The organism is Polynucleobacter sp. AP-Capit-er-40B-B4 (genome assembly GCF_018882245.1).
In the GTDB taxonomy this organism is placed as follows: Bacteria; Pseudomonadota; Gammaproteobacteria; order Burkholderiales; family Burkholderiaceae; genus Polynucleobacter.
The window spans coordinates 902,320-915,001 of record NZ_JACVOV010000001.1; the positions used below are offsets into that span (position 1 = coordinate 902,320).

Here is a 12,682-nt window from a genome sequence, read left to right on the forward strand (position 1 = left end):
ACTTATTGATTCTTATCGTGTCTACACATCTAAATTCCGCCCTTTCAGAGCCTTCATTAACTAACCCTTTGCCGCCAGAGGCGCCATTACCGCATCGAAAAATCATTCGAAGCTGGTTAATTCCCATGGCGCAAGGCGAAACTGGGCGTGCAATCATGCTCCTAGTGGTCGATGCCCTCCTATGGCTCGGCTGTATTGCAGGTACCATTTTTGTTGAAAGCGTTCTGCTTAAAGTTGTATTTGGTCTCGTTGCGGGCTTTGTTACTGGACGCATCTTTATTTTGGGTCATGATGCGTGTCACCAAAGCTACACCCCCAATCGTGAGCTCAATAAAGTATTGGGTCGCATTGCTTTCTTGCCTTCACTCACACCATATAGCTTGTGGGATGTTGGCCATAACGTTGTGCATCACGGTCAAACAAATCTGAAGGGCTTTGACTTTGTTTGGGCGCCTTTATCAAAATCAGAATACGACGCGCTTCCCGCATGGCGTAAGGCTCTCGAGCGCCTATACCGAAGCGGTTGGGGCCCTGTTTTCTACTACCTAATTGAAATTTGGTGGAGGCGCGAGTACTTCCCAAATGCAAAAAACAAACCTGGTGATCGCCCAATTTTCCTAAAAGATAATTTGCTCGTTACCGCATTTGCAATTGTTTGGATTGCTTGTTTAATTGCCGGCGCTATTGCAACTGGTCAATCTATTTGGGTTGCTTTAATCACTGGTTTCGCGATCCCATTCTTATTTTGGAACGGCATGATCGGCTTTGTGGTCTACGTACATCACACTCATCCAAAGGTCTCTTGGTACGACAAAAAATCTGAGTGGTTACGTGCTCAGCCATTTGTTTCGACCACTGTGCATCTGACTTTTAACTGGATTTGGGGCAAATTGATGCACCACATCATGGAGCACACAGCCCACCATGTGGATATGAGCGTGCCGCTTTATCGCCTGCCGGAAGCTCAACAGACCCTAGAAACCATCCTCCCAGAGCGTATTTTTGTACAAAAGTTCTCTTGGAGCTGGTATTTCGATACTGCGCGCAAGTGCAAGCTTTATGACTTTGAAAATAAGGCTTGGCTGGATTTTGACGGCAATAAAACGGCTGATTCAGTCCGAGTTGTGCTCAGCCCAGCCCCAGCGGGACAAAACGGGTAAAATAGATCTTCTGTATAGATTTGCCTTACCCGGATTGCCCATGACTACCTCGACTCCAGCAGCTACCCAAGAAACCTCCCAGAGCCTCAAATTTTGCTCTTCTTGCAGCCGTGAAAAACGACTTGAGGGTGGCACATGGATTCCGACAAGCAATCGTAAGCAACGCTGGATCTGCGCAAGCTGTTTATACAACCGCACACATCGTACCGGTTCAGCAAAAACCTAATATCACTAGTAGTAAAAAGTTTTAAGCGCGATCTCCAACATAGGGGTTCGTTTTTCGCTCCTGACCAAATGTCGACATTGGTCCATGGCCCGGCACAAACTGCACATCATCACCCAAGGGCCACAATTTAGTTTTAATTGCATTAATTAAATCCGCATGGTTGCCACGTGGAAAATCAGTCCTTCCAATTGAGCCCGCGAACAAGACATCGCCAACAATTGCCAAGCGATCTTCTTTGTCAAAAAATATCACATGACCTGGAGTATGTCCCGGACAATGAAACACTTCCAGATCAACATTGCCAACTTTTACATGATCGCCGTCATTTAACCAACGGTCAGGCTCAAAAACTTTGGCATGTCCAAAACCAAAACGCACTGTTTGCTCTGGTAATTGATCAATCCAAAATCGCTCGTCTTCCTGCGGCCCTTCAATAGGCACGGACAGCTGATCAGCCAAGTCTTTAGCAGCTGCACAATGATCAAGATGCCCATGGGTTAGCAAGATCTTCTTAACCCTTCCGCCCATCTGCTTAACGCCTTCGAGGATCTTCTCAATATCTCCGCCAGGATCCACCACCGCAGCATCGCCAGTCTCTTGGCAAACCAAAATGGAGCAATTTTGCTCATAAGGGGTGACAGGAACAATTCCTAATTTGATTGGCATATATGTACAGTGGCTAAATTCATAATTTGATGAATAAACATTTTATGAGAGTGGGCATAAAATGCTCTCAAAGGATAAAACAATGAACAGCCAAGATACTTTTAAATTTGCAGAAACTCACGAATGGGTGGACCAGGAAGATGATGGCCTAATCTGGGTTGGCATTAGCAACCACGCCCAAGAGGCTCTTGGTGATGTCATGTTCTTTCAGGCGCCAAAGCTTGGTCAACAAGTAAAGCAGGGCGAAGCAATTGCAGTCATTGAGTCAGTAAAAGCAGCGAGCGATATTCATGCTCCAGTGAGCGGTGAAGTTGTTGCGCTCAATGAGGAGGTAGATGCATCACCTGAGCTCGTAAATGAAAAACCTTATGGTGTATGGCTTTTTAAGATCAAACCCACATCCGAGGACACTCTTGCCTCCGACTTAAGCAAGCTCTTAACTTTAGAAACATATAACGCAGGCCCCGGAGCCTAAAAATTAGATAGAAATTGGGTCGCGCTCAATTAGCCAGCGAATGCGGCCTTCCTTGCTAATGCGCCCCTGAGAAATCTCCCGCAAATAACGGTCCATTGTCTCTAAAATTTCTTGTAGGTTTTTGCGGTCATCAGACTCCACTAGCAGTTGAGCGCGCTCTGAACCTGCCACCCGCATCATCGCCTTAGGAACGGGGTCATAGACTCTGAGCCCTTTGGCTATATGGCCTCTGGACTTTAAATAACCTTTCAGGGCACTCAAAAACTGAATCGCCTTATCAAGGCTTTTGGCCTCAGCGTGCACTAATGCCTGATAAGCAAATGGAGGCAAGCCAGCCTCTTTTCTTTCATTTGCCGTGTAGGATAAAAATCCATCTACGTCATGACGCAGTAGATACTGAAAAACTGCAGCCTCCGGAAATTGGGTTTCAATATAAATTGCACCGCCCGCTTCCGAGTCTTTACCGGATCTTCCTGCACGACCCGCTACTTGGACCAATTGAGCAAACAATCTTTCTGCAGCCCTAAAGTCCTGTGAAAACAATCTACTATCAGCATCTAATACGGCAACTAAACCAATGTTTTGATAATCGTGCCCTTTGGCGATCATCTGAGTACCGACAACAATATCAACATTACCCTGGTGTATTTCCTGAAAGAGCTCTTCGGCGCCCTTACTCTTTCTGCTTGAATCTGTATCAACACGCAATACTCTAGCGCTTGGCCACATCTCCTCAATAGAGTCTTCAATCTTTTGTGTGCCCTGTCCTAAGGTCTTTAGATCAGCATTTCCGCATTCAGGGCAATGATTGGGAATGCCCTTAACTAGGCCGCAGTGATGACAACTTAAAACTGACTTCCTAGCTAAAGCGCCGGCCTTATGAAGCACCATATGTGAACTACATTGCTCACATTTAGATAGCCATGAGCATGCACTGCAACTTAGTACCGGCGCATAACCACGTCGATTGATCAGAATTAAGCTCTGCTGATGTTTTTCTAAATTCTGGCTCACCGCATTAGCAAGCGTTTTAGTAATTAAGCTCTTAGATTTTGGTTTCTCAATATCGCCCGGGCTAAATTGTGTTTGCGGATCGCGCGTATTGATCAAATGCACTTTCGGCAAGCTGGCTCCTTGGGCGCGCTGATCTAAACGTATATATTCATAGCGGCCTGCCTTTGCAGCCATCCAGGTTTCCAGGGATGGTGTAGCAGACGCCAACAAGATTGGTACTTTAAGATCATGGGCGCGCCAAATTGCAAGGTCTCGCGCAGAATAACGTATGCCATCTTGCTGCTTATAGGATGAATCATGCTCCTCATCAACAACAATAGCGCGCAAGTTGGGCATAGGCGCTAATGCTGCTAATCGTGTGCCCAAAATTATTTGAGCTTTTCCAGTCATTGCCTCATGCCATGCAATTCCTCTGACCTTTTCACTAACGCCACTGTGAAGTACAACCATTTTTTTATCTGGGAAATATGCTCGTACTCTACGCTCTAACTGTGGCGTTAAATTAATTTCAGGAACCAGAAGCAATACTTGTGCATGTTCCTCATCCAAAATTCCACTGAGCCAATTCAAAAATACTGCAGTCTTTCCACTGCCAGTTTGTCCTTGCAAAAGAATTGCGTTGAATGTATTCGAAGGGCAGGTACGCAATTTTTCAAGTGCGATTTTTTGTCCTTCATTTAAATGTTCTGCATCAACATATCCCTCAACAGCTTCTTGTTTGGTTTTTTTCTTTTGCTTTTCTTCGGCAGCAACTAACTTTTTAGGAATTTTTTCCCAGTCATCCGGCTTTTTCCACATCTGCGGAATGGTGGGAATAATTGTTTCCCCAAGGGCGTGGATGTAATACTGGCTTGCAAAGTTCATTAAGCGCAGAACTGCGGGGTCTAAAGGGGGTAGCGGGGCAACCCTAGAAACACTTTTTAATTTATTGATCTCATAATCAGAGTGAGCGCTCACTTTAATGACTATTCCAACAAGTGAGCCGCGACCAAAGGGAACCTCTACCAGCGATCCAATGGTCGGAGGGCTTCCTAGTAACCCCTCATTCCACAAGTAGTCAAAGCCCTGGGCAAGGGGCTTGTCAACGACGACCTGAACAACAATTGGAGGGGCCATGAATTACGTTTAATTTCTTATTTTGCTTGTGGATAAGTCTGTGGATATCATCCAAGGATTCTGATTTATAAACTAATTTATCAGCTTTCCGTTTTTGCACCCATTTAAAGCTTTTTAGTTATTTCTTATATATATCAATAAGTTACGATGATATTCGAAAGTGAATTTTCATCTTTAATCGCAATCTTACTGAATTTCGAATTTTGCTCTTAACTGTGCATAACTTTCGCTAAAAATTTTAGCGGCAAGTTAGCGATCACTCAGTATTACGACTTTACCCTGAGAGCCCTGGAGCGATTAATGACGGCTTCAGCCAGTGCAGTGACGCTTTCAGGAGGAGTGAACTGAGAAATGCCGTGACCCAAATTAAACACATGGCCATCCAAAGGATGTAAACCGGGTTTAAGGGCCGGTGCGCTCGCCAAATCTTCAAGAAGAAGGTTTGCTTGTTCTGCGATTTGTTTTGGCTCTGCGAACAGGATTAGCGGATCTAGATTGCCTTGCAATGCCAGCGGCTTGCTCAGAGCGAGCAATTGTTTTCTTGCGCGACTAAGTGACATTGTCCAATCGACTGCAATCACGTCAGCACCAACTTGCGCCATGTCATTGAGCCAAATTGCGCCACCTTTAGTAAACATGATCACAGGAATTTTTCTGCCCTCATGCTCGCGTGGCAACATAGCAATCACTTTTTGCATAGACGCCAAAGACATCTTTTGATACCAACCATCTGGCAGCATGCCGCCCCAGGTATCAAAGATCATCAGTGCTTGCGCGCCTGCCTTTACTTGCTCAATTAAATAAGCGGCAACAGATTGTGCATTGATATCCAAGATATGCTGCATCAAATCGGGGCGACTAAACATCATGGTTTTAGCATGACGGAAATCATCTGCACTAGAGCCATCAATCATGTAGCAAGCCAATGTCCACGGGCTTCCTGAAAAGCCAATCAATGGGACACGTTGCTTACCATCCTGAATCAATGCTTTGCGAATTTCAGAGACAGCATCAAAAACATATTTGAGCTGATCCATATCAGCTACACGTAATTTCTTAACCTCTTCTTCTGTGCGAAGCGGGTGCTCAAAGCTTGGGCCTTCGCCAGCCGTAAATTTCAGACCCAACCCCATTGCATCGGGAATGGTCAAAATATCGGAAAACAGAATGGCCGCATCCAATGGATAGCGATCCAAAGGCTGAAGAGTTACTTCAGTAGCATAAGCAGGATTTTTAGCGAGCCCTAGAAAACTTCCGGCTCTAGCGCGTGTAGCGTTGTATTCAGGGAGATAGCGGCCAGCTTGGCGCATGAGCCAAAGCGGTGTTTGATCAACCGCTTCGCCCAGGCAGGCCTTTAAAAACCGATCATTTAACAGCAAGGAGATGACCGGCTATTACTTTTTACGGCGGAAACGAGCAATTGCAGCCAACTGCGCAGCCGCCATTGCAAACTCAGACTGGGCTAAGGCCAAATCAAAGTCAGTGCCACGATTTTGCATCGCTTCTTCGGCACGTTTCTTAGCTTCAATTGCTTTAGCTTCATCAAGATCATGGCCGCGAATAGCAGTGTCTGCTAATACAGTAACGTGATCTGGCTGAACCTCTAAATAGCCACCTGCTACGAAAACAAACTCTTCGTCACCATCAGCTTTTTCAATACGAACTGAGCCTGGACGAATACGTGTAATCAAAGGAGTGTGACCGCGCAAAATGCCGAGCTCACCACTTTCGCCAGGAAGCGCTACAAACTTGGCTTCCCCGCTGAAAATAGACTGCTCAGCACTTACTACATCGACGCGTATGGTTGACATAATTTCCCTAGATTAAAGCTTCTTGGCTTTCTCGATGGCTTCATCAATTGAACCCACCATGTAGAACGCTTGCTCAGGCAAGTGATCCAATTCGCCGCTGCAGATCATTTTGAAACCACGGATAGTTTCTTTCAATGGAACGTATTTGCCTGGTGAACCAGTAAACACTTCAGCAACGTGGAAAGGCTGGGACAAGAAACGTTGAATCTTACGTGCACGTGATACAGCCAATTTGTCTTCTGGTGACAGTTCGTCCATACCCAAAATCGCAATAATGTCGCGCAACTCTTTGTAACGTTGCAATGTCATCTGTACATCACGAGCAACTTCATAGTGCTCTTGACCAACCACTTGTGGGTCGAGCTGACGGCTGGTTGAATCCAATGGATCAACCGCTGGGTAAATACCCAATGCAGCGATATCGCGTGACAACACAACTGTGGAGTCTAAGTGCAAGAAGGTTGTAGCTGGTGACGGGTCGGTCAAGTCATCCGCAGGAACGTAAACGGCCTGAATAGATGTTACAGAACCAGTCTTAGTAGAGGTAATACGCTCTTGCAATTTACCCATCTCTTCAGCCAAAGTAGGCTGGTAACCCACAGCAGAAGGCATACGACCGAGCAAAGCAGAAACTTCGGTACCGGCCAATGTGTAACGGTAGATGTTATCAACGAAGAACAAAATGTCACGGCCTTCGTCACGGAACGCTTCAGCCATTGTCAAACCAGTCAACGCAACGCGCAAACGGTTGCCTGGAGGTTCGTTCATCTGACCAAACACCATCGCCACTTTGTCGATAACGTTAGATTCTTTCATCTCGTGGTAGAAGTCATTACCTTCACGAGTACGCTCACCAACACCAGCAAACACTGACAAACCTGAGTGTTGCTTAGCGATGTTGTTAATCAATTCCATCATGTTCACGGTCTTACCAACACCCGCGCCACCGAACAAGCCAACCTTACCGCCTTTAGCGAACGGGCAAACTAAGTCAATAACCTTAATGCCGGTTTCGAGCAAGTCAACAGAAGGGGAGAGCTCGTCAAACTTCGGTGCTGGCTGGTGAATAGCGCGACGCTCTTCAGTAGCAATCGGACCTGCGTCGTCAATTGGGCGACCCAAAACGTCCATGATGCGGCCCAAAGTTGCTGGTCCAACTGGCACAGAAATTGGCTTGCCTGTAGATTTCACTTCCATGCCACGACGCAAGCCATCGCTCGCACCCATGGCAATCGCGCGCACTACGCCGTCGCCGATTTGTTGCTGAACTTCAAAGGTCAAACCTTTTTCAGCAAATGATTTTTCGCCGCTTTCAACTAATGTCAATGCATCATAAATGTTTGGCATTTTGTCGCGTGGGAACTGAATGTCCACCACTGGACCGATACACTGCACGATATTTCCGTTACTCATCGCATTTCTCCGCTTTTAATTCCTGAATTCTTTCGTATTCCTAAACGCTGACCGCTTAAACCGCAGCCGCTCCGCCAACAATTTCTGACAACTCTTTGGTAATAGCAGCTTGTCGTGTCTTGTTGTAATCCAATTGCAATTCGCCAATTACGTTCTTCGCATTGTCTGAAGCGGCCTTCATTGAGACCATACGTGCAGACTGCTCAGAAGCCATGTTTTCAGCAACCGCCTGATAAATCATTGCTTCAACGTAACGCTTAAGCAGGCCATTCAAAATGGACTCTGCGTCAGGTTCGTAGATGTAATCCCAAGAATTGCCTGTTTTCTCTTCTGGAGTCAAAGCTTCTGCTTCCAAAGGCAAGAGTTTTTCTAAAACAGGCTCTTGTTTCATTGCATTTACAAAGCGGGTGTATGCCAAATAAACAGCATCAATCTCGCCACGCTCAAACGCCTCCAATTGGGCGGTAATCGCACCAATCAAAACATCCAAATGCGGCGTATCGCCAATTTGAATTGTTTGAGAAATGAGTTTTGCTTTTGAGCGATTCAAAAATTGCAGGCCTTTTGAACCAATTGCGGTGTACGCAATCTCAATATTGTTTTCTTGCAAATCGCGCACTTGGTTAGCAATCAAACGCAAGACGTTGGTATTTAAACCGCCGCACAAGCCTTTGTCTGTCGTAACCAAAATCGTGCCAACCTTCTTCACTTCACGAGTTGCCATGTAAGCAGGGCGGAACTCAGGATTTGCTTTAGAAAGATTGGCAACAATCTCACGAATTTTTTCAGCATATGGGCGCGCATTACGCATGCGCTCCTGGGCGCGACGCATCTTGGATGCGGCGACCATTTCCATTGCCTTCGTGATCTTGCGCGTGTTTTGCACGCTCTTGATCTTAGATCGTATCTCTTTTGTGCTTGCCATGATTTATGCGAGCCCTCTTAGAAAGAGGCAGAACGCTTGTAATCCTCAATAGCAGCGCGCAAAGCAGCTTCGTCATCTTTGCTCAAGTCTTTGGTTTCTTCAATACGTGCAACTAAGTCAGCGTATTTAGATTTCAAATGATCTTGCAAACCTTTTTCGAAGGCCAATACGTTCTTCACTTCGAGGTCATCGAAGTAGCCGTTATTCACAGCGTAGAGTGAAGCAGCCATTTCCCAAACTTGGAGTGGCTTGTATTGAGCTTGCTTACACAATTCAGTAACGCGACGACCGCGCTCGAGCTGCTTGCGGGTTGCTTCGTCAAGATCAGATGCGAACTGAGCAAACGCTGCTAATTCACGATATTGCGCTAAGTCGGTACGAATACCGCCAGACAATTTCTTAATAACTTTAGTTTGTGCAGCACCACCAACGCGGGAAACAGAAATACCAGCGTTAATCGCAGGACGTACGCCGGCGTTGAACAAGTCAGTTTCCAAGAAGATCTGACCGTCAGTAATCGAAATTACGTTGGTTGGAACGAATGCAGAAACGTCGCCAGCTTGAGTTTCAATAATTGGCAATGCGGTCAAAGAACCAGTTTTACCTTTTACTGCGCCGTTAGTGAATTTCTCAACATACTCAGCATTTACACGAGCAGCGCGCTCGAGCAAGCGTGAGTGGAGGTAGAACACATCGCCAGGATAAGCTTCGCGGCCTGGTGGGCGGCGGAGCAACAAAGAGATTTGACGATAAGCAACTGCTTGCTTAGTCAAGTCATCGTAAACAATCAAAGCGTCTTCGCCGCGGTCACGGAAGTATTCGCCCATGGTGCAACCTGCGTAAGCAGAGAGGTACTGCATCGCTGCAGACTCAGAAGCACTCGCTGCAACAACCACGGTGTACTCCATCGCGCCCAATTCTGTGAGCTTGCGAACAACGTTAGCAATAGTAGAAGCTTTTTGACCGATCGCCACGTAAACGCAATAAACGCCCTTGCCTTTTTGGTTAATGATCGCGTCAACCGCAACAGCTGTCTTACCTGTTTGGCGGTCGCCAATGATCAACTCACGCTGACCACGGCCAATTGGAACCATCGCATCAATCGCCTTCAAACCAGTTTGTACTGGCTGGCTAACAGATTGACGTGCGATAACGCCAGGAGCAACTTTTTCAATAAAGTCAGTTAACTTAGTGTTGATTGGGCCTTTGCCATCAATCGGTTGACCGAGCGCGTTTACAACGCGACCGAGCAACTCTGGGCCAACTGGAACTTCCAAAATGCGGCCCGTACATTTAACAGGGTCGCCTTCTTTAATGTGGGTGTACTCACCCAACACTACGGCACCAACAGAATCACGCTCGAGGTTTAATGCGAGGCCGATAGTGTTGTTAGGGAACTCCAACATTTCGCCCTGCATAACGCCTGACAAGCCATGTACGCGGCAAATACCGTCGGTCACTGAAATAACAGTGCCTTCGTTGCGAACTTGGGAGTCAACGCCCAATTCGCTAATTCGGCTTTTGATCAGCTCGCTGATCTCGGAAGGGTTGAGTTGCATTACTTACTCCTGGGTCTTATTTCGTATGTTCTTAATAGGGATCACTTATGCGCCAAGACTTGCTTGCATTTGAGCTAACTGGGCCTTAACTGAACTATCCATTACTTCGTCGCCAACCTGAATGCGAACTCCGCCAATCAATGTTGGGTCAACTTGAATAGTTGGGCGCAATTCTTTACCCCCAAAGCGCTTCTTCAAACTTGACAACAAATCATTTAACGCAGAACCCTCTAAAGGGAATGCGCTAGTAATGTTTACTTCTGCTGCGCCTTCGCTCTTGTTCTTCATTGCTTCAAATTGCTGTGCAATTTCAGGAACGGCTGCTAAGCGGTGGTTTTGATTTACAAGATTTAAAAAGCTGGCAACCTTGCCATCCAGCTTGGTCTTAACCATGCCAGAAAGTAACTTACTTAAATCATCAGCGGACACTTTTGGATTGTTTGACAAAGCAGCAACTTCTGGCAAAGCAGCAAGCTGTGCCAATTCGTTTAACTGCTCCAAACAACCAGCAAGCTCAGCCGGCTTGGCGCTTTGAAAAAGCGCTTCCGCATAAGGACGTGCAATAGTGGCTAAATCAGCCATATCAAAGTTCTGCCTTTAGTTGATCAAGCAATTGGCCGTGGGCTTTTGCATCAATCTCGCGACGCAAAATTTGCTCAGCGCCTTTAACAGCGAGAACAGCAACTTCGGCACGCAGCACTTCACGAGCGCGCGTTACTTGTTGATCTGCGTCTTGCTTAGCTTGAGAAATGATTCGAGCCGCTTCAGCTTGTGCGTTAGCGCGAATTTCATCGGCTGACATTTGTGCACGTTTTTCAGCTTCGGCAACACGTTGAACACCTTCTTGGCGTGCTTTAGTTAATTCTTGCTCAGCTTCATTGCTGGCTAATGCGAGTGCTTCTTTACCGCGCTCGGCAGCAGCTAAACCATCAGCAATTTTGCTTGAACGCTCATCTAACGCCTTAACAAGTGGTGGCCACACAAAGCGTGCAACAACCCACCATAAGACGAAGAAAACGATCATTTGCGCGAATAGGGTCGCGTTCAGATTCACGATATTCCTTTCAGTATTGTTGAGAACAGTTGGATGACCCTTTGGTCATCCACGCCAAAACAATTACTTAATAACTGCGAGCAGTGGGTTTGCGAAAGCAAACAACATTGCAACACCAACGCCGATCAAGAACGCAGCGTCGATCAAACCAGCCAAAAGGAACATCTTAGTTTGGAGTGGCTCCATCAATTCTGGTTGACGTGCACAAGCTTCGATGTACTTGCCGCCCATCAATGCAATACCTAAACAAGCACCGATCGCGCCGAGGCCGATGATGATGCCGATAGCGATTGCTGTGAAACCTTGAATGTTTGCGAGAAATTGTTGCATGTTGCTGACTCCTGAAGTTAAAGAGATAAGTTAAAAATAAAAATCTTAGTGATGGCTATGCGCTTGCCCGATGTAGACCAAGGTCAACATCATGAAAATAAAGGCTTGCAACAAAATAACCAAAATGTGGAAGATGGCCCAAGCTGATCCAGCAATAACATGGCCCACCAATCCGAACAGGGATAAATCTAAATTAAATGTCCACACACTACCTAGCAATGCGATCAATAAGAAAACCAGCTCGCCGGCATACATGTTGCCGAAAAGTCGCATTCCCAATGAAACACCTTTAGCAAGATATTCGATGATGTTCAAAGCAAGATTAAATGGGGCCAAGTACCATTTCGCGCCAAACGGGGCAGAAACGAGTTCATGCAAGAAGCCGCCAAAACCTTTTACTTTGAAGCTATAAAAGAAAACTAAGAGTAAGACAGACATAGACATGCCCATCGTTGCATTGAGGTCAGTTGTCGGAACAACTTTATGGTGTGGTACGTGCACGCCAAAACTTTCAATGAAATGATTTACACCCAACACCCAATCCACCGGCACTAAGTCCAAGGTGTTGAGCAAGATGATCCAAAAGAATACAAATAGCGCAAGTGGGGCAATGTAAGAACGATCACCATGAACAATGCTCTTAGATTGTGTCTCTGCCATTTCAACAATCATTTCTACAAAGCACTGGAAACGACCTGGCACACCTGGAGTTGCGCGACGCGCTGCAATCAACAAAATAAATACAGTGAGCAAGCCCATGAGGGATGCCCAAAAAATGGTGTCTAAATTGATAATGCTGAAATCAATGATGGACGTCTGTGGTCCACCTGAGTTGTTGAGGTTTTGTAAGTGCTCTGAAATGTACGCTGTTGGCGTCATTTGTTCTGCTGCCCCGTGGGCTTGGTTTACTTCGCTAGACATCTCTTAACTAGT

General features: G+C 46.2%; 14 protein-coding genes. 3 read left to right on the plus strand and 11 right to left on the minus strand.

Features of this window, described 5'->3' with window-relative positions:
• Positions 1 to 8: 8 nt before the first annotated feature.
• Complete coding sequence (locus tag ICN19_RS04595) at positions 9 to 1,160, plus strand: fatty acid desaturase (protein WP_370625143.1); 1,152 nt, start codon at positions 9 to 11, stop codon at positions 1,158 to 1,160.
• Between the two features lie 40 nt (positions 1,161 to 1,200).
• Positions 1,201 to 1,386 carry a hypothetical protein gene (locus tag ICN19_RS04600; RefSeq protein WP_041396810.1) on the plus strand — a complete coding sequence of 62 codons (186 nt, stop codon included), beginning with the start codon at positions 1,201 to 1,203 and terminating at the stop codon, positions 1,384 to 1,386.
• 21 nt (positions 1,387 to 1,407) lie between these two features.
• On the opposite strand, the gene ICN19_RS04605 is transcribed toward ICN19_RS04600, so the two are convergent.
• Positions 1,408 to 2,052 (minus strand): MBL fold metallo-hydrolase, encoded by a 645-nt coding sequence (locus ICN19_RS04605; protein WP_216860611.1) that lies wholly within the window; start codon positions 2,050 to 2,052, stop codon positions 1,408 to 1,410.
• Positions 2,053 to 2,134: 82 nt separating this feature from the next.
• Here ICN19_RS04605 and gcvH point away from each other — a divergent pair, with 82 nt between their 5' ends.
• Positions 2,135 to 2,527 (plus strand): glycine cleavage system protein GcvH, encoded by a 393-nt coding sequence (gcvH, locus tag ICN19_RS04610; RefSeq protein ID WP_255536927.1) that lies wholly within the window; start codon positions 2,135 to 2,137, stop codon positions 2,525 to 2,527.
• A 3-nt stretch (positions 2,528 to 2,530) separates the two neighbouring features.
• Here the strand turns inward: gcvH and priA are convergent, their stop codons facing one another.
• From priA to atpB, 10 genes are all read right to left on the minus strand, one after another.
• Positions 2,531 to 4,657, minus strand: a complete 2,127-nt coding sequence (priA, locus tag ICN19_RS04615) for a primosomal protein N' (RefSeq protein ID WP_216245926.1) — start codon at positions 4,655 to 4,657, stop codon at positions 2,531 to 2,533.
• A 266-nt stretch (positions 4,658 to 4,923) separates the two neighbouring features.
• The gene (gene hemE / locus ICN19_RS04620; protein ID WP_216246046.1) at positions 4,924 to 6,042 is read right to left on the minus strand and encodes a uroporphyrinogen decarboxylase; all 1,119 of its coding nucleotides are present in this window, start codon (positions 6,040 to 6,042) and stop codon (positions 4,924 to 4,926) included.
• Between the two features lie 9 nt (positions 6,043 to 6,051).
• Positions 6,052 to 6,468 carry a F0F1 ATP synthase subunit epsilon gene (locus ICN19_RS04625; protein ID WP_068320066.1) on the minus strand — a complete coding sequence of 139 codons (417 nt, stop codon included), beginning with the start codon at positions 6,466 to 6,468 and terminating at the stop codon, positions 6,052 to 6,054.
• A 12-nt stretch (positions 6,469 to 6,480) separates the two neighbouring features.
• Complete coding sequence (gene atpD / locus ICN19_RS04630) at positions 6,481 to 7,881, minus strand: F0F1 ATP synthase subunit beta (protein ID WP_011901874.1); 1,401 nt, start codon at positions 7,879 to 7,881, stop codon at positions 6,481 to 6,483.
• A 55-nt stretch (positions 7,882 to 7,936) separates the two neighbouring features.
• Positions 7,937 to 8,806, minus strand: a complete 870-nt coding sequence (gene atpG, locus ICN19_RS04635; protein WP_216231073.1) for a F0F1 ATP synthase subunit gamma — start codon at positions 8,804 to 8,806, stop codon at positions 7,937 to 7,939.
• 17 nt (positions 8,807 to 8,823) lie between these two features.
• Complete coding sequence (gene atpA, locus ICN19_RS04640) at positions 8,824 to 10,365, minus strand: F0F1 ATP synthase subunit alpha (protein WP_215348165.1); 1,542 nt, start codon at positions 10,363 to 10,365, stop codon at positions 8,824 to 8,826.
• 45 nt (positions 10,366 to 10,410) lie between these two features.
• Complete coding sequence (locus ICN19_RS04645) at positions 10,411 to 10,947, minus strand: F0F1 ATP synthase subunit delta (RefSeq protein WP_068320059.1); 537 nt, start codon at positions 10,945 to 10,947, stop codon at positions 10,411 to 10,413.
• Between the two features lies 1 nt (position 10,948).
• Positions 10,949 to 11,419: a F0F1 ATP synthase subunit B gene (locus tag ICN19_RS04650; RefSeq protein WP_068320057.1), complete on the minus strand. Its 471-nt coding sequence runs from the start codon at positions 11,417 to 11,419 to the stop codon at positions 10,949 to 10,951.
• Between the two features lie 63 nt (positions 11,420 to 11,482).
• Complete coding sequence (atpE, locus tag ICN19_RS04655) at positions 11,483 to 11,749, minus strand: F0F1 ATP synthase subunit C (protein WP_012357116.1); 267 nt, start codon at positions 11,747 to 11,749, stop codon at positions 11,483 to 11,485.
• Positions 11,750 to 11,794: 45 nt separating this feature from the next.
• Positions 11,795 to 12,670: a F0F1 ATP synthase subunit A gene (gene atpB, locus ICN19_RS04660; protein ID WP_216245927.1), complete on the minus strand. Its 876-nt coding sequence runs from the start codon at positions 12,668 to 12,670 to the stop codon at positions 11,795 to 11,797.
• Between the last annotated feature and the right edge of the window lie 12 nt (positions 12,671 to 12,682).